13 protein-coding genes are annotated in these 17833 nt (G+C 63.6%); 9 read left to right on the forward strand and 4 right to left on the reverse strand.

Annotated elements, in window-relative coordinates:
- Positions 1 to 7 precede the first annotated feature (7 nt).
- From ABIB80_RS08820 to cydB, 3 genes are all read left to right on the forward strand, one after another.
- On the forward strand, positions 8 to 676 hold the full coding sequence (locus tag ABIB80_RS08820; RefSeq protein ID WP_354127200.1) for a YoaK family protein: 669 nt from the start codon (positions 8 to 10) through the stop codon (positions 674 to 676).
- 198 nt (positions 677 to 874) lie between these two features.
- Complete coding sequence (locus ABIB80_RS08825; protein ID WP_354127201.1) at positions 875 to 2284, forward strand: cytochrome ubiquinol oxidase subunit I; 1410 nt, start codon at positions 875 to 877, stop codon at positions 2282 to 2284.
- A gap of 2 nt (positions 2285 to 2286) precedes the next feature.
- Complete coding sequence (gene cydB / locus ABIB80_RS08830) at positions 2287 to 3273, forward strand: cytochrome d ubiquinol oxidase subunit II (RefSeq protein WP_219681600.1); 987 nt, start codon at positions 2287 to 2289, stop codon at positions 3271 to 3273.
- 83 nt (positions 3274 to 3356) lie between these two features.
- Here the strand turns inward: cydB and ABIB80_RS08835 are convergent, their stop codons facing one another.
- A complete protein-coding gene (locus ABIB80_RS08835; RefSeq protein WP_007596061.1) occupies positions 3357 to 4604 on the reverse strand; it encodes an oxalate decarboxylase family bicupin in 1248 nt (415 codons plus the stop codon).
- A gap of 249 nt (positions 4605 to 4853) precedes the next feature.
- On the opposite strand from ABIB80_RS08835, the gene ABIB80_RS08840 reads away from it, so the two are divergent.
- Positions 4854 to 7145: an FdhF/YdeP family oxidoreductase gene (locus ABIB80_RS08840; RefSeq protein WP_007596060.1), complete on the forward strand. Its 2292-nt coding sequence runs from the start codon at positions 4854 to 4856 to the stop codon at positions 7143 to 7145.
- Positions 7146 to 7159: 14 nt separating this feature from the next.
- Here the strand turns inward: ABIB80_RS08840 and ABIB80_RS08845 are convergent, their stop codons facing one another.
- Positions 7160 to 7873 carry a sensor histidine kinase gene (locus ABIB80_RS08845; RefSeq protein WP_354127202.1) on the reverse strand — a complete coding sequence of 238 codons (714 nt, stop codon included), beginning with the start codon at positions 7871 to 7873 and terminating at the stop codon, positions 7160 to 7162.
- A gap of 15 nt (positions 7874 to 7888) precedes the next feature.
- On the opposite strand from ABIB80_RS08845, the gene ABIB80_RS08850 reads away from it, so the two are divergent.
- Positions 7889 to 8719, forward strand: coding sequence for a hypothetical protein (locus ABIB80_RS08850; protein WP_354127203.1), 831 nt, complete (start codon positions 7889 to 7891; stop codon positions 8717 to 8719).
- Between the two features lie 31 nt (positions 8720 to 8750).
- On the opposite strand, the gene ABIB80_RS08855 is transcribed toward ABIB80_RS08850, so the two are convergent.
- Entirely contained in the window at positions 8751 to 11894 is a 3144-nt protein-coding gene (locus tag ABIB80_RS08855; protein ID WP_354127204.1) for an efflux RND transporter permease subunit, read from the reverse strand.
- Positions 11891 to 13063 (reverse strand): efflux RND transporter periplasmic adaptor subunit, encoded by a 1173-nt coding sequence (locus tag ABIB80_RS08860; RefSeq protein WP_354127205.1) that lies wholly within the window; start codon positions 13061 to 13063, stop codon positions 11891 to 11893. Before ABIB80_RS08860 ends, ABIB80_RS08855 begins: the two co-directional genes overlap by 4 nt.
- A gap of 27 nt (positions 13064 to 13090) precedes the next feature.
- On the opposite strand from ABIB80_RS08860, the gene ABIB80_RS08865 reads away from it, so the two are divergent.
- From ABIB80_RS08865 to mdcA, 4 genes are all read left to right on the forward strand, one after another.
- On the forward strand, positions 13091 to 13513 hold the full coding sequence (locus ABIB80_RS08865) for a hypothetical protein (protein WP_246648717.1): 423 nt from the start codon (positions 13091 to 13093) through the stop codon (positions 13511 to 13513).
- Positions 13514 to 14435: 922 nt separating this feature from the next.
- Positions 14436 to 15221, forward strand: a complete 786-nt coding sequence (locus ABIB80_RS08870; RefSeq protein WP_354127206.1) for an alpha/beta hydrolase — start codon at positions 14436 to 14438, stop codon at positions 15219 to 15221.
- A 98-nt stretch (positions 15222 to 15319) separates the two neighbouring features.
- Positions 15320 to 16186: an MBL fold metallo-hydrolase gene (locus ABIB80_RS08875; RefSeq protein WP_219681589.1), complete on the forward strand. Its 867-nt coding sequence runs from the start codon at positions 15320 to 15322 to the stop codon at positions 16184 to 16186.
- The gene (gene mdcA, locus ABIB80_RS08880; RefSeq protein ID WP_354127207.1) at positions 16183 to 17829 is read left to right on the forward strand and encodes a malonate decarboxylase subunit alpha; all 1647 of its coding nucleotides are present in this window, start codon (positions 16183 to 16185) and stop codon (positions 17827 to 17829) included. The genes ABIB80_RS08875 and mdcA overlap by 4 nt, the downstream gene beginning before the upstream one ends.
- The last annotated feature ends 4 nt before the right edge of the window (positions 17830 to 17833 follow it).

Raw genomic sequence — 17833 nt, forward strand, 5'->3', positions numbered from 1 at the left:
GGCGAATATGGCCATGCAAACTGCAGCACTGGAGCCCCTGGCCGGGACAAGCGTCGAAGCCTGTGCGCCGGAACGATCGCTGCTGGTTGCCTCTGTGCTGAGCATGTCGGGCGGTTTCCTCGACGCGTTTACCTGGCTGTCACTCGGCGTCTTCGCGAGTTCGCAGACCGGTAATGTCGTCTTCCTCGGAATCTATGCGCTATCAGGGCAATGGCAGCGCGCGCTTCATCATCTTCTTCCGCTCGTGGCCTTTGTCCTGGGAGCGTTGGTGGCGGTTCGCACCCGGGCGGCGTTATGTTGCCTCATCGGAGAGATCGTCTGTCTCGCCGCGACGATGCTGTTGCTTCATCGCGTTTCGGATGAGATCACGATCCTCGTCATCTCTTTTGGCGTCGCGCTGCAGTCGGCAAGCTTCAGACAGGTCGGTCACTGGAAATACCTCTCGGTCACGGTCACCGGCAACATGCTCCGCGCCATGGATCAGTTCGTTGCGGCGCCTGATCGCGATGCGGCGCGCGGCGCCGGAACCATGCTCACGCTCTGTTTGGCGTTCCTGCTAGGGGCGGCCGTCGGCGGTTGCGTGACGAAATGGTTGGGAACCTGGAGTCTCGCTCTGCCGATTGCATCGTCGGTGTACGTGCTCTGGCTCTGCCGCCAGCGAAGCCATTCGCGCTGACGTCGCGCTCGCTCGCGCGGGTCGAGGCGTTCACCATGCCATTCGGCAAAAGGACGTTCCTTCGCGGAAGCGCATGCGCCGTCCCCGCGGATAAGCTCCCGGGTGCGGCCGCGGCCCTTAAGGTCGACAACATTCCGCAGCCGGCCGCACGCGCGCCGGCGGCCGCGAACCGGGCGTGAGCGAACGGGAGTCTATCCGATGGATCCGACGGCACTCCTCCTGTCGCGGCTGCAATTCGCCTTCACCATCTCGTTTCACATCATCTTCCCGGCATTCACGATCGGGCTTGCCGCCTGGCTCACCGTGCTGGAAGCGATGCACCAGTACAGCGGCAAGCCGGTCTACCGGACCCTGTTCGCGTTCTGGCTGAAGATCTTCGGCGTGGCATTCGGCATGGGCGTCGTATCGGGCGTGGTGATGGCGTTTCAGTTCGGAACGAACTGGAGCGTGCTCTCGAAGATGTCGGGTCCGATCCAGGGCCCGCTTCTGTCCTACGAAACATTCACCGCCTTCATGCTGGAGGCGGGCTTCTTCGGCATCCTCATCTTCGGCCGGCCCCGGGTGTCGCCGTGGTTCTACCTGTTCTCGACCGCGATGGTTGCGCTCGGAACCACGCTGTCTGCGTTCTGGATCATGGTCAACAACAGCTGGATGCAGGTGCCGACCGGCTACGTCCTGCAGAACGGCCAGTTTGTGCCTGATGACTGGGCGCAAATCATCTTCAATCGCGTGGTCTGGGTCCGGTTTCCGCACATGCTGCTGGCGTCCTACCTGACCGGCGCGTTCTGCGTGGCGGCGACCGGCGCGTGGTATCTGCTGCGGCGGACCTATCGCGCCGAGGCACATGTGATGCTGCGGATGGGCCTCGCGCTCGCGGCAGTGCTGCTGCCGGTCCAGCTCTTCATCGGGCATCTCGTCGGTGATTACGTCCACGACTACCAGCCGGCCAAGTTCGCCGCGATCGAGGCACGCTGGCATGACGAGCAGCCGGCCTCGGAGGTGCTGATCGCAATTCCGGATTCGAGCACCGAATCGAACAAATACGCGATATCGATTCCCGTGCTCGGCAGTATCATCGGCAGCATGAGCCTGACATCGAAAGAGGTCGGCCTGACCAGCTTTGCGCCGCAGGACCGGCCGCCGGTGACGATACCCTTCTTCGCCTTCCGCGTCATGGTCGGCTGCGGTTTCGTGATGCTGGGGCTGGCTTGGCTTGGGACTTGGCTCGGCCTCAAGCATCGGCTCGATCGGAGCCGCCCGCTGCTGTGGGGCATCTTCCTCAGCTTCCCGCTGCCGTGGATCGCAATTCTCACCGGCTGGTACACCGCGGAAGTGGGGCGCCAGCCATGGACCATCTACGGCGTGCTCCGCACTGCGGACGCCGTGACGCCGTTCCTGACCGCGTCGGCTGCGTTGGCTTCCCTGATCCTGTTCGTCGCGGTCTACGCCTTCATCTTTTCGTTCGGGACGTATTACATCTATCGGCTGCTGCGTGCCGGCCCGGCGGGACTCGGCGGCAAGCCGCTCCACGCTCCCGTGCCCAATCGGCCGATGTCGCTCGCCGATCAGGTGCCGACCGCCCGCAGCTATCTCGAGGCAGGAGAGTAACCATGGTGATGTACTGGGTTGCCCTTCTTGCCATCAGCATTCTGATCTATCTCCTCCTCGACGGGTTCGATCTCGGCGTCGGCATGCTGTTCGGTGTGGCCGGCAGCGAGGCGAAGCGGCATGCCATGCTGAGCACGGTCGCTCCGGTCTGGGACGGCAATGAGACCTGGCTGATCGTCACGGGCGTGATCATGTGGGGCTCGTTCCCCGTGGTCTACGCCATGGTGATGTCGGCCCTCTATATCCCTGTCGTCGTGATGCTGCTTGGATTGATCCTGCGCGGCGTGGCCTTCGAGTTTCGCGGCAAAGCCCTCCGTTCGCGCTGGGTCTGGGACGTCGGTTTCGTCGCGGGTTCGTTCGCCGCCAGCTTCATGCAGGGCGCGATGGTCGGCGCTCTCGTCGAAGGACTTCAGTTCTCCAACGGCGATTATACCGGTGGAACGCTCGGCTGGCTGACCGCCTTTTCCGCCCTGTGCGGCATCGGACTCTGCTTCGGCTATTCGCTGCTCGGGGCCTGCTGGCTGGTGAGGAAGAGTGATGGTCCCGTTCGGGATGCCGCGCGGAGCCAGATCCCGCCGCTGGCGACCGGCGTCCTGGTGTTCCTGGTCGTCGTCTTTGCATATGCGCTTGCCGAGCATCTTCCGATTCTGCAGCGCTGGACCGACCGGCCCTATCTGCTCGTGTTTCCCGCGATCGGCGCCGGTGCGGCCGCGATGCTGGCCAAGAGCATCCTGGTCCATGACGATTATTGGCCGTTCCATATGGTCGCGCTGATCTTCGTGGCGGCTTTCGCCACGCTCGCTCTGTCGTTCTGGCCCTACATGATCCCGTTCGTCATCACGATCGACGAGGCCGCGGCGCCTCATGCAAGTCTCGCCTTCATGTTCTGGGGCGCCGGCCTGGTCGTATTCCCGCTGATGCTGCTCTATGTCGCCGTCGGTTATCGCGTTTTCCGCGGCAAGGCGGCCCCAGCGGCCGATCACTACTGACCGCTGCACGGCTCGAAAGGCGAACAAAAAGAAAGGCGCCGGTTTCGGCGCCTTCCTCGTTCTGGTCCCTATGTGGCTTTGCTTCAGGATTTGGGCATGACACCGGGGCTACTGTCCGGCCATTGGGCGATCAGCTTCTCGTCGATGTTGAAATGCTGGGCTACCAGCTTGGCCGGCGTGTGTGTCAGCCAGTTGGAGAGCGACACCTCCTCGTAGCGGGGCGCACGGAACACGCCGACGAACTGCAATTCGGTGTCGCCGACATTCTCGACATAATGGCCGAGATTGCGCCGGACATAGCCGATGTCGCCGGCCGAGAAATCCGTCGTCAGCGCGTTGGGGCCGGTGTCGAACACCGTCATCCGCGCCTTGCCTTTGATGTAGTACTGCCACTCGTCGGCGTTCGGATGCCAGTGCATCTCCCGGACCGCTCCCGGCGGCATCGTCACCAGCGCCGCGGCGACGGTGGTGGCCACCTTGAAGTTGCTGCTGTCGGCGACGCGGATGCTGCCGGCGGAGCTCTCCTTTACCGGCGCCGAACTGCCGAGCGAATGGATGAACGGATAGGGCGGTGCTTCGGCATGCTTGGCGACTGCGGCACGATCGGCGGCGAGATCGCTGGGCAGCGTGCCCTGGAAGATCCAGCGATTGTGCAGCGGGATCTTCGCGAAAGCGTCGGCGGGGACGCCGAAATTCTTCCCGAGTATCTCGGGCGGCGTATGGGCGAGCCAGTCCGTCACCAGCAGCGTGTTGAACTCATTGGCGTGGCCGTCGTCGAAACAGATCACGAATTCGCAACCATCAGGCCCCAGGCCTTGCAGCGAGTGCGGTGCGCCCGGTGGGAAATACCAGAGGTCGCCGGCCTTGAGGTCGCCGACATAGGGGCGCCCCTGCGTGTCGAGCACGGTGATGCGGCAGCTGCCGTAGGTCATGATCGCCCATTCGGCCGCCTGATGCCAATGCAACTCGCGGATGCCGCCGGCGGACAGCCGCATGTTGACGCCGGAGATTTCCTTCGAGATGGCGAAGTCCTCGACGGTGACTTGCCGTGCCCAGCCGCCATTCTGGATGCGCCTCGGCGCATTGTTGAACGAGGCCCAATCCATCGGCAAGCCACCGACGTCGGTCGCCGGCGGGCTTTGTGCGGAGGGGAATTGCTTGCCCAGTTCGGGATTCTGCGGACCGGGATCAGTCAGGCTTCCGGGGCTCTTGGCGTTGACGGCGCCTTGCGGCGGCTCGTCCGGATTGCCGAAGGTTGCGGCCTGCGCACTGGAACCGACCATGGCGGCGCCTGCCGCGGACATGGCCAGCAAATCACGTCGTGAAAACATCTTGGGTCGCTCCTGAAAACTGTCGAAAGCCCTCCCGTAGCGACGGGGCTCCGGCCGACAAACCTAGTTTCCGCTTGCCGCTTCTGCTTCCGCGAACGGCGCTGTTTTTGCCGGAATGCATGGCTGCTTCGGCCCGCCGCCCGGGATCGAACGTGTGCAATTGCGAAATTCGGCTTCGTTCTGAAAAGACGGCTCTGCCTGCGCGATCCTTAACTGAACCGGAGAATTGCCATATCGAGAGATATCGAGATGACCACGAAATCGGTTCGTCCCTATCGCGAGCCCGCCGGCGGCTGGGGCGCACTCAAGGCGCTCAGCGAGGCGCTTCTGGTGCAGCGGGCGCCGCTGAAAGGTGCAGCGACGCTCAGCCGGATGAATCAACCGGAGGGTTTCGATTGCCCCGGCTGTGCCTGGCCCGATCCGAAGCATACCTCGTCATTCGAATTTTGCGAGAACGGCGGCAAGGCGATCGCCTGGGAGACAACATCGAAGCGCTGCACGCCGGAATTCTTCGCCGAGCATACCGTCACGGAGCTCGCGGGCTGGAACGATTACGATCTCGAAATGGTCGGGCGGCTCACTCATCCGGTGGCCTACGACGCCGCATCCGACCGCTATCTCCCGATGGCGTGGAGCGATGCATTCGACATGATCGGTCGCGAGCTCAAGGCCTTGCCGGATCCGAACATGGCGGAGTTCTACACGTCCGGGCGGACTTCGAACGAAGCCGCCTTCCTCTATCAGCTCTTCGTGCGCGAATACGGCACCAACAACTTTCCCGACTGCTCGAACATGTGCCACGAGGCGACCAGCGTCGGCCTGCCGTACTCGCTGGGCGTCGGCAAGGGCACCGTGCTGCTGGAGGATTTCGACAAGACCGATTGCATCTTCATCTTCGGCCAGAATCCGGGCACCAACAGCCCGCGGATGATGACCAGCCTTCGCAATGCGGCACGCCGCGGCGCGTCCATCATCTCGTTCAACCCGTTCCGTGAGCGGGCGCTGGAGCGCTTCCAGGCGCCGCAGAGCCCGGTCGAGATGATCACGCTGTCGTCGACGGCGATCAGCTCAAGACTGTTCCAGGTGCGGGTCGGCGGCGACGTCGCCGTCCTCAAGGGGATCATGAAGATTCTGGTGGAAGCCGACGAGGCCGCTCGTGCCGCCGAGCAGCCGGAGATCCTGGACTGGGATTTCATTCGCGGCCACACCATCGGCATCGAAGCGCTGATCGATGATCTCAAGCGCACGCAATGGCCGGACATCGAACGTCAGTCCGGCCTGACGCGCGAGGACATGGAATATGCGGCCGGCGCCTATATGAAGGCCGAGCGCGCCATCCTCGTGTACGGAATGGGCATCACCCAGCACTGGCGCGGTGCGAACAACGTCCAGCAGATCGCCAACCTCGCGCTGTTGCGCGGCAATGTCGGGCGCGATGGCGCCGGCGTATGCCCGGTTCGCGGTCATTCCAACGTGCAGGGCGATCGGACCGTGGGAATCACGGAAGTTCCCAAGGCGGACTTCCTCGAGCGCCTGGAGCAACGCTTCGGCTTCAAGCCTCCGGCCGCGCCGGGACACAACGTGGTGACCGCGTTGGAGGCCATGATCCGCGGCGAGGTGAAGGCCTTTTTCGCGATGGGCGGCAATTTCGCCGCGGCCATTCCGGACTGGCAGGCGACGCGGGCTGCGCTTGGCAAGCTCGATCTGACCGTCCACGTCTCAACCAAGCTCAACCGCAGTCACCTGATCCACGGCCACGCCGCCCTGATCCTGCCGTGCCTCGGGCGCACCGAGATCGATGTGCAGCAATCGGGGCCACAGTCGGTCACGGTGGAGGATTCGATGTCGATGGTGCATGCGTCCGCCGGCCGCAACAAACCGGCATCGGAGCATCTCCTCAGCGAGATCGCGATCGTCGCCGGCGTCGCCAAGGCGACGCTGGGCGAGCGCACGGTGGTCGACTGGGACGGCTTCGTCGCTGATTACGACCGGATTCGCGATGCGATCGAGGCGGTATTCCCGATCTTCCAGGGCTACAACGCCCGCATCCGCGTCCCCGGCGGCTTCCATCTTACCTCGACGGCACGCGAGCGCATCTGGGCGACGCCGTCGGGCAAAGCGAACTTTTTGGTCTTCCCGGGTTGCGGCGAGGACCCGCCGCAGAGCGATCCCGATTTCCTGTGGCTCACAACCATACGCAGCCACGATCAGTACAACACGACGCTCTACTCGATGTCCGACCGCTATCGCGGCGTGTTCGGCCAGCGCGACGTGGTCTTCCTCAACGAATACGAGATGAGCAAGCGCGGGCTTGCCGACGGCGACCGCGTCGACCTGATAACCGCCTCGACCGATGGCGCCGAGCGGATCGTGCGTAACTTCCGCGTGGTAGCCTATGCCTTTCCGACCGGCTGTTGCGCGGCGTACTATCCGGAGACCAATCCGCTGGTGCCGCTCTATGCCCGTGATCCCCTGAGCTTCACGCCATCATACAAGGGCGTCCCGATCCGCCTGGTGCGTGCGGCCGCGGCAGGGGAATAGCGGCACCGCCGGAGTCACATATCCGCGTGAAGGTCGCAGCGCGGCGGATCGACGGGGATGGCGATGGGCAGCGTAAACCAGAACCGGGCGCCACTCGTACCATTGCCTTCAGCGCCGATCCGGCCGCCATGCGCTTCGACGATTGACCGGCAGATCGGCAATCCCATGCCCATGCCGCTGTCCTTGGTCGTGAAGAAGCTGTCAAACAGACGATTTGCATGCTGGGCGGCGATGCCGGGACCGTTGTCCTCCACCGAGCAGCACAATGTTGCGGCGTCCTGTGTGACCGTGCTGATGACGATCTTGCGATCGTCATATCCGGCCTGCGTTATTGCCTGCGCCGCGTTGATAGCGAGATTGACGATCACCTGCTGGAGTTGGGTGCGATCTCCGAGAACCAGCGGCGCGCCCGGATCGGGCCGGTGCAGGATCGTCACGCTGCGGGATTCCATCTCGTGTTGAAGGAAAAGAAGTGCTTCGCGGATGATCTCGTCAAAGGACAGCAATGCCTGCTCGGGGGCTTTCCGGGAGGCCATCCCGTGAACGCGCGCCACGATGTTCGCGGCGCGCTGGGTATCCACGACGATGTTCTCGATGGTCTTGCGGATCTCGAGGATATCGGGCGTGGGCCTGTTCAGCCACCGTAGGCCGGCGGCGCCGTTGGTGGCGATGGCGGCCAGCGGCTGATTGACCTCGTGCGCGATCGACGCGGTGAGCTCGCCGAGCATCGAGACGCGCGCGGCATGCGCGAACTCGGCCTGTACCTGCTGGAGCTTCTGCTGGGCGCGAATGCGTTCGGAAATGTCGATGGTAACGACCAGGCTTGCTTCGAGATTGTCAATGGGGCCGACGCGAGCCGTCGTAAAGAGAACGTCGACGATGCGGCCGTCCCACGTGACCATCTGGGTCTCTTCCTCGAAATTCGTTTCTCCGCGGAAGCGGGACTCGATAGCCCGGCGGAATGTATCTGGACGTTGCTTCCAGGTCTCGGCCATGGAACGTCCGACATAGCCTTCCCCGAAACTCTGGATGGCCCGTTCGTTGGCCTCCTGAATCGAGAGTGCGTCCATGCAGGTCCGGAGGAAATCGGGATGGCTATCGAGATAGAGGCCCAGATCGGTAACGCCCTCGGCGCGCAACTTTCGGAACAGCGCCATCAGCCTGCTGGTGTCGAGCTGCCGAAGCGCGATCGGCATCCGGCTGAACAAATGGCGGTAACGCTGCTCGCTCCGCTCCAGCTCGGCATGGGCCTTCTTCTGCGCGGTGATGTCCATGACCGCGCCGACGAGCGTCAGCGAAGCGGCCAGAAAAGCGGCGAAGGCAATCGCCGCGAAATTGTCTCCGAGCAGCGAGCAGGCGAAGGACAGCAAGGTCAAAACAAGGCTACCCCAAGCCCACAGCAGAATCCGATCCTGTATTGTGTGGATCGGCAGCAAACGGCGCCACCATCGACGAGGCTGTACGGGGTCGGAGCCATCCAGGCATTCGAGCGTCATGCAAAAGGTTTACCGCCCCGCCGGAGGCCGGTCTTTTGCCTTTTCGTCGGCGCTTTGTCAAAACGCACGAAGCTGTGATCGAGCTGGCATCATGCCGCCAGTTAACTACTCAAGCGGATTCATGGCGCAATCCAGTATCCGCTTCGCGCGTGGCTGGAGTGGATGTCTCGGCCGACCGCGGCTTGCGTCCGGTGAGCCAATTGCTGAGCCGGTCCAGATAGAGATAGACGACGGGCGTCGTGTAGAGCGTCAGGATCTGCGATAACATCAGACCGCCGACGATAGTGTAGCCGAGCGGCTGACGCAGCTCGGCGCCGGTGCCGGAGCCGATCATCAGCGGTACGCCGCCCAGCAGCGCCGCCATCGTCGTCATCAGGATGGGGCGGAAGCGCAGCGTGCAGGCCTGGTAGATCGCCTCTTCCGGGCTGAGCCCGTGCTGGCGCTCCACCTCGAGGGCGAAATCGACCAGCATGATGCCGTTCTTCTTGACGATGCCGATCAGCAGGATGATGCCGATGATGGCGATGACGCTGAGATCCACGTGGACCGCCAGCAGCAAGAGCAGCGCGCCGATGCCCGCCGACGGCAGCGTCGACAGGATCGTAATGGGGTGGATCAGGCTCTCATAGAGCACACCGAGGATAATGTAGATCACGATCAGCGCCGCGCCGATCAATAGCGGCGTGCCCGACAGGGAGGACTGGAACGCCTGCGCATTGCCCTGGAACGAAGCTGTTAGCGAGGCGGGCTTGCCGGTGCTCTTCTCGATGTTCTGGATCGCCGCCACCGCGTCGCCCAGTGCGACGCCGGGCTTCAGGTTGAACGAGATTGTCACCGAGGGGAACAGGCTCTGGTGGTTGATCAGGATCGGCGCGGGCTTGATTTCGCTGTGAACCAGCGTGCTCAGGGGGACCTGCTGGCCGGTGGCCGAGTTCAGGTAGATGTCCTTGAGCGCTTCGGGGCCGTACTGAAAACGTGGGTCGACCTCCATCACGACATGGTACTGGTTCAGCGAGGTGAACATCGTGGAGACGATGCGCTGGCCGAATGCGTCATCGAGCGTGTTGTCGATCGTCGTGGGCAGGATGCCGAAGCTCGATGCGACCTCGCGATTGACGGTGACCTCCAGCCTCGGGCCGGCATTGGCCTGGTCGCTCGCGACGTCGGTGATGAGGTCGAGCGCGCGGAGCTTCTCCAGAAAGATCGCCGACCAGTTGGTGAGCTCGTTGGAATCGGCGTCCGTCAGCGTGTACTGATACTGAGTCTTCGACAGCCGTGCGCCGATGGTGATGTCCTGCGCGGCCTGCATGTAAAGCCTGATGCCCTGAATATGGGCGAGCCGAGGCCCTAGCCGCTCGATGATCTGATCGGCGCTGGCCTTGCGCTCGGGCTTCGGCTTCAGGACGATGAAAATGCGTCCCTGGTTGAGCGTCGCGGTCGGGCCGCCCGGGCCGATATAACTCGCCACCGACTGGACCGCTGGATCCTTCGAGAGGATATCGACGACCGCCTGCTGGCGCTCGGACATCGCGGGGAAGGAGATGTCCTGTGCGGCTTCGGTGATGCCGACGATCTGCCCGGTGTCCTGCTGCGGGAAGAAACCCTTCGGTATGATGACGTAGAGGTAGCCGGTCAGCGCGATGGTCGAGAGCATCACCAGCAGCGTCACGAAGCGATGGCGCAACACGATTCGCAGGCCTCTCGCATACAGTGCGAGCAGGGCATCGAAGCCGCGTTCGAAGGCGAGGTAAAGCCGGCCGTGCTTCGCCCGCGGGTCGTCCTTCAGCAGGCGCGCGCACATCATTGGCGTCAGCGTCAGCGAGATGAGGAGCGACAGCAGCAGCGCGGCGGTAATCGTGATCGCGAATTCCTGGAACAGCTTGCCGACATAGCCGCCCATCAGGAACAGCGGGATGAACACCGCGATCAGCGACAGGGTGATGGAGACGATCGTGAAGCCGATTTCGCTGGAACCTTTGAGCGCGGCCTCCATCGGCGTCATACCCTGCTCGAGATGGCGCACGATGTTCTCGATGACGACGACAGCATCGTCGACCACGAAGCCCACCGCGATCGACAGTGCCATCAGCGAGAGGTTGTCCAGGCTGTAGCCGAGCACGTAAAGCACCGCGAACGTGCCGACCAGCGACAGGGGAACCGTGATCGCCGGGATGATCGTGGCCCAGAAATTCCGCAGAAACAGGAATATGACCATCACCACGAGTGCGACCGTCAGCATCAGCGTGAATTGAACGTCGGAAACGGCGGCGCGAATGGTGGCGGTCCGGTCGGCGGCAATCGTCACCTTGATCGCGGGCGGAACGGAGGCCTGCAGTTGCGGCAACAGCTTCTTGATGCGGTCGACGGTTTGGATCACATTGGCGCCGGGAACGCGCTGCACCGCCAGGATGATGGCGCGATCATTGCCGTACCAGCCGGCCAAGAGGTCGTTCTCGGGCCCGTCGACCGCCGTACCGATGTCGCGTATCCGCACCGGTGAGCCGTTGCGATAGGCGATGATGAGGTCTTCATAGGCGGCGGGCTTGAGCAACTGATCGTTGGTGTTCAGCGTATAGGTAACGCGCGGGCTGTTGAGCGTGCCCTTGGGCAGGTCGACATTGGCGCCGGCGATCACGTTGCGAACGTCTTCGAGGCCGATGCCGCGCGCGGCAAGCGCCTGCGGATTGACGCGAACGCGGATTGCGGGTTTCTGCTGGCCGCCGATGCCGACGAGGCCCACGCCCGGCACCTGCGAGATCTTCGGCAGCAGGATGTTCTCCGCATAGGCATCGACCGTGGTCAGCGGCAGCGAGTCGGACGTCAGCGCGATCAGCATGATCGGCGTCTCCGCCGGGTTCACCTTCCGGATCGTCGGTGGGTAGGGGATATTCGGCGGCAAGAACGGGCTCGCGGCATTGATCGCGGCCAGCACGTCCACCGCTGCGCTGTCCACCGTGCGCGACAGCTCGAATTGCACCGTGAGCTGGGCCACGCCGAGCGCACTGGACGAGGTGAGCTGAGTGATACCGGGAATCTGGCTGAGCTGCTGCTCGAGCGGAGTGGCCAGCGACGAGGCAATCGTGCCCGGGTCGGCGCCGGGCAGTTGCGCCGAGATCTGGATGGTCGGGTAGTTGACGTTCGGCAGCGCGCCGACCGGCAACAGCGGATAAGCCGCAAGGCCGCACAGCAGCAGGCCCGCCATCAGCAGCGCGGTTGCGATCGGCCGCAGGATGAAGGGGGCGGAGATGTTCATGGGATTGCGTCCTGCACGGCGCTCTGCAGGTCGGCTTCACGCGCGGCCTTGCCGTGCAGCTCGAGAACGCGGCTGCCTTCCGTCAGTCGATACTGGCCGTCGACGACGACAACGTCACCGGATTTCAGGCCCTGGTCGATCAGGGCCTGGCCATCGGTGATCTGGGCGACGTGAACGGGACGCAAGGTAATCGTCCGGTCAGCGGATACGACATAGACATAGCTGCCGTTCGGCCCCTGCTGCACGGCCGAGCCGGCGACAGTGAGCGCATCCTTCTGAATCTCGAGCAGCAGGCGCGCATTCACCAACTGGCCCGGCCATAGCCGGTGCTCATGGTTCGGAAACACCGCCTTGAGCTGGACGGTGCCGGTCGTTCCCGCGATCTCGTTGTTGACCAGCAGTAGCGTGCCTTCGTCGAGCTTTGTCTTGTTGTCCTGGCTGTAGGCGATGACCTTCAGGGCGCCCTTTGCGGCGTGCTCCTGGATCATCGGCAGGTCTGCCTGCGGCAGGGTGAACAGCAGCGAGATCGGCTCGATCTGGGTGACGACGACGAGGCCATTGGCGTCGGTCGGATGAATGACATTGCCGACATCGATCTGGCGAACGCCGGTGATGCCGGGAACGGCCGACGAGAGGCGCGTATAGCTCAGCTGGACGTTGGCCTCGTCGATCTGGGCCTGGTCCGCCTTCACGGCAGCCTTGAGCTGCGCCACCTGCGCCGTCTGCGTCTCGATCAGTTGGGGGGTCGCATAGCCCTTGTCGCCGAGTTGATTGTAGCGGGAGAGATTGGCTTCGGCATTCGCGAGCTGCGCCTGGTCCCTGTCGCGATTGGCCGTCAACTGCTCGATCTGGGCCTCGTAAGGACGCGGATCGATCTGGGCGAGCAAGTCGCCGGCCTTGACGGCCTGTCCCTCGGTGAAGGCGATCTTGACGATCTGTCCTTGAATCTGGCTGCGCACGACGTCGGTGTTGTAAGCGATCACCGTGCCGATGCCGTGCAGATAGATCGGAACGTCCTTGCCCGTGACCGTGGCGGCGACCACCGGCACCGCAGCGGGCACGGGTGCGGCTGCCACGGCCGGCGATCGGTCGGTGCCGAAGAACCAGAAGCCCGCGCCGAGCATGATCGCAGCGAGAGTGAGGAGCGCAATGGTGAGGTTCCGTTTCACGGTGATGGTCCTTCTTGATCTCAGGGATTGCCGGAGCCGTCGATCGATGTCGTGCCGTTCAAGGACGTTGTGCCGTTCAAGGGCGTCGGGCCAGCCACCGGCACGGACGGACTGATTCCGGCGCCTCCGATTTCAGTGGCGCCCAGCGGAATTCCGACGCGGCCGACCGTCGATGTCGAGGGCAGGGACGGGACCGCTGCGGTGCTGCCGGCACAAGTGGTCGATGAGGTGCCGGACAACCCGCCGCCGTCGAACAATGCTCCGGTCGATGCGGCGTTGCCGGACCCGGCGCAGGCGCTCGTGCTTTGCGCAGGGTTGATCGGCGAGATGCCGGGCGTTACGATTTCGGTCGATCCCAACGGAATGCCCACTGGCCGCGTGGATTGCGGGTTGAGCGGCGACGTCGCAAGCATGCCGGCGGGAGGCTGCATTCCCGGCGCTGTTGTTTGAGCGATGGCCGCAGCCGGGACCAGCCACAGCATGGCGGTCGCAAGCATCACACCGTTGTATGTTGAATATTGTTGTCGCATGGATGAAAGCTCCGGCCGACTGCGATCGAACAATAGGAAGCTGCGCCGGCGCGGGTATTTCCAGAACGCACGCCCTGCTGCCCGGCTGCACGACGACGAGGCGAATCCGGTGCGTCGTGCATCGCATTCTGTCTTGCGCGACCACGTTCGACGCATCGCCTCGCCGTTGGCCTGAGATAGCCTTCGCTATCTCAGGATGGCCCGGGCGTGTGCGATCTCCCGACTGCACGCGGCGAGGTCGCCGCCGCGATTGGCGGTGCGCGCGCGATCGAGCGAGTCGAGCGCCTCGGTGAAATCGATGCCATTGCCACCAGCTGCTTCCGCGAGCGAGCGGGGCGTGGGTTGATGGCCGCGCAGCGCGCTGAGGCTCTCCGGCTTCCAGCCGTGGGAGCCAGCGTCTCTTCTATGGCCAGATCGAGCTGGGCCTGGGTTTGCGCGATGTCATCCGTGCAGGTTCCGGCACGAGCCGGCATTGTTGCGTACAGCAGGGCGAAGAGGGCCAAGCTGCACTTTGCGATGGATGTCATTGTTCGATCCTATGCTTGGATTTCGAGTGACGTCAGGAACGTTGCCTTGAATGACAGAGCGCGCATCGATCGTCTTTCGTGTACGAACGCCGGCCGTTCACGCTTGCGAGAGGTCATGTCATGAATGTCAGCGTACATAACGTGAGCCCCCAAAAATGCCTCGCTCAACGGGGCTACGTCCGGAGGATGTTCCAGCAGCGATCGTCGCAGCTCGCGTGTCCGGGCGTGCGAAGTGGCAAGGATAGTTGTTTGCGGAAATACGCAAGCAAGCCTTGAAATTAGTATCGCGTCATTCCAACCCGGAGTGATCCCGACATGAAACACGTCAGCGCCAGCCTCGCCTTTGCCGCCGCTCTCTCCTTGTTCTCGGCCGTCGCCCCTGCGCGCGCGGAGCCCCTGAAGAACATCGTCCTGGTGCACGGCGCCTGGGTGGATGGGTCCGGCTGGAAGCCGGTTTACGAGATCCTGACCAAGGAAGGCTTCCGCGTCACCATGGTGCAGGAGCCCGAGACCTCGTTCGCCGACGACGTCACTGCGGCCAAACGTATTCTCGATCTGCAGGATGGCCCGACGCTTCTCGTCGGTCACAGCTACGGTGGCTCGATCATCACCGAGGCCGGCGTACATCCCAACGTCGTCGGTCTTGTCTACGTCGCCGCACATGCGCCCGACGTCGGCGAGGACGAATCGGCGCTGGGCAAGAAGACGCCGAGCGTGCTCGGGAAGACCGAAGGCGTCATCAAGATGACCCCCGACAAATTCACCTATCTCGATCCCGTGCAATTCCCGAAACTGTTCGCGCCGGATCTGCCGCGCGAGCGGGCTGAGTTCGTCGCGCGCTCGCAGGTCCCGGCCGCGACACAGGTCTTCAGCACGCCGCTGACGGCAGCGGCGTGGAAGACCAAGCCGAGCTGGGGCATCGTCGCCGGCAACGACCAGATCATCAGTCCGGATCTGGAGCGCTGGTACTATGAGCGCGCCAAGAGCCAGACCACTGTGATCCCCGGCGCGAGCCACTCGGTCTACGAGTCCCGTCCGAAGGAAGTGGCGGCGGTCATCGCCCGCGCCGCGCGCAGCATTCAGTCGCCGGTCACGCGCTGACCGTGCTTTTGCTGGTCCCGACGCACGACCGGCAGAAGGAAGGACGGCGGGAGTGACAGCACTCCCGCCGCCCCGAATATTCCATCCGGAGAATTCCCATGAAAATGATCGAGACGACCAGCTCCGCTCTGAACTGGAAGGTGACGACGGTGAAGCGGGCCGGACTCAGCCGCGACTTGCCGTCCGGCAATCCGGATTTGATGTGGGTCGCGAATTCGTCGACGCTGATCTACGGTGAGCGGGATGCGGTTCTCGTCGACACGTTCCTCACCGCCGGGCAGTCGAAGACGTTGCTGGACTGGGTCGTTTCGTGCGAGCGAAATCTGACCACGATCTATGTCACGCACGGGCACGGAGATCACTTCTTCGGCCTGGCGCCGCTGCTCGATCGCTTTCCGCATGCGAAGGCCGTTGCAGTTCCCGAGGTCGTCGAGGAGATGAAGGCGCAGCTTGCACCTGAAGCGCTCGATGGCTTCTGGCGCAAGCGCTTTCCGGGCGAGATCGCAGAGCGTCTGGCCGCGGCTGCGCCCCTCGAAGGCGAGCTTACGCTCGAGGGACACAAGCTCGTCGTCGTCGACATGGGACGAACCGATACGGCCCGCTCAACTGCTCTTCATGTCCCCTCTCTCGACCTGATTGTCGCCGGCGACACCGTGTACAACGGCATTCATCCCTATCTGGTCGAAACCGATACGCAGAGCCGGCTGGAATGGATCGCCGCGCTCGGCCGGCTCGATGCCTTGAAGCCGCGCTTCGTGGTGGCCGGACACAAGAAGCCGGACAACGACGACGATCCGCGCAACATCGCTGAGACCCGTCAATACCTGCTCGATTTCAACCGCCTCGATAAGGCGACGACATCGCCGCGCGAGCTTTACGAGGCGATGCTCGAGCTCCATCCCGACCGTGCCAATCCGGGATCGCTCTGGAGCGGAGCCAACGCCGCAAAGGAGCTGAGGTCGTGACGAGCTGGCAGAACCATCGAGCCGCGCGCGATGCGCGCATTGCGGCAGGAGCCGGCCTTGCCCGCGGCAAGGTCGTTGAAGCGCACGACGTCACGCGCCTGCTGGAGGCCGTGGTCCGATCGGGAGACCGGGTTTGCCTGGAGGGCGATAACCAGAAGCAGGCGGATCTCTTGAGCCGCGCGCTGCTGGCGGTCGATCTGTCCAAGGTCAACGATCTGCACATGGTGCAGTCGGGTGTGGTTCTGCCCGAGCATCTGGACCTATTCGACCGCGGGGTCGCAAAGCGGCTCGACTATGCTTATTCAGGACCGCAATCGGCGCGCATCGCGCGCATGCTGTTCGGCGGCAAGATCGAGCTGGGCGCGGTTCATACCTATCTCGAATTGTTCGCCCGCTACTTCATCGACCTTACGCCGCACGTCGCGCTGATCGCCGCCGTCAGCGCCGACCGCGAGGGAAATCTCTACACCGGCCCGAATACCGAGGACACCCCGACCGTGGTCGAGGCGACCGCGTTCAAGGACGGCGTCGTGATCGCACAGGTCAACGAAATCGTCGACACCGTTCCGCGGGTCGATATCCCGGCGGACCGTGTCCATTTCATCGTCAAGGCCAACAAGCCGTTCTTCGTCGAGCCGCTGTTCACGCGCGATCCGGCGGCGATCACGGAAGGCCAGATTCTGACAGCGATGCTCGCGATCAAAGGTGTCTATGCGCCCTATGGCGTACAGCGGCTTAATCACGGCATCGGCTTCAGCACAGCCGCGATCGAGCTCCTGCTGCCGACGTTCGGCGAGAGGCTGGGGCTGAAGGGCACGATCGCGTCCCATTTCGCGCTGAATCCCCATCCCGCGCTCATTCCGGCGATCGAGTCCGGCTGGGTGCGGCAGATCCACTCGTTCGGGTCGGAGGTCGGCATGGACGACTACATCCGGGCCAGATCCGACGTCTACTTCACCGGTTCGGACGGCTCGTTGCGCTCCAACCGCGCCTTCTGCCAGACCGCCGGTCTCTATGCTTGCGACATGTTCATCGGCTCCACACTGCAAATCGATCTGCAAGGGAACTCGTCGACCGTGACCACCTCGCGCATTGCAGGCTTCGGCGGCGCCCCGAACATGGGGGCGGATGCCCGCGGGCGACGCCATCCGAGCGAGCCCTGGCTGAAGGCCGGAGCAGAGGCCGATCCCGACGGTTCGGCACTGATGCGCCGCGGCCGCAAGCTGGTCGTGCAGATCGGCGAGACGTTCGGCGACAAGAACGTGCCGCTGTTCGTCGAGAAGCTCGATGCGATCGAGCTCGCCGAAAAGCTGAAGCTCGATCTCGCGCCGGTCATGATCTACGGCGACGACGTCACGCACATCATCACCGAAGAGGGCGTGGCAAACCTCTTGCTGTGCCGCACCGCGCAGGAGCGAGAACAGGCCATTCGTGGCGTTGCCGGCTACACCGACGTTGGCCGACGGCGGGACTACGGCATGGTCTCGCGCCTGCGCGAGCGCGGCGTGATCCGCAGGCCGGAAGATCTCGGTATCAATCCGCTCGATGCGGATCGCAGCCTGCTGGCGGCGCGCTCGATCAAGGATCTCGTGCGCTGGTCGGGCGGACTCTACGCGCCGCCCTCAAAATTCAGGAATTGGTGAGGGA

The organism is Bradyrhizobium sp. i1.15.2 (genome assembly GCF_040548425.1).
Lineage (GTDB): Bacteria > Pseudomonadota > Alphaproteobacteria > Rhizobiales > Xanthobacteraceae > Bradyrhizobium > Bradyrhizobium canariense.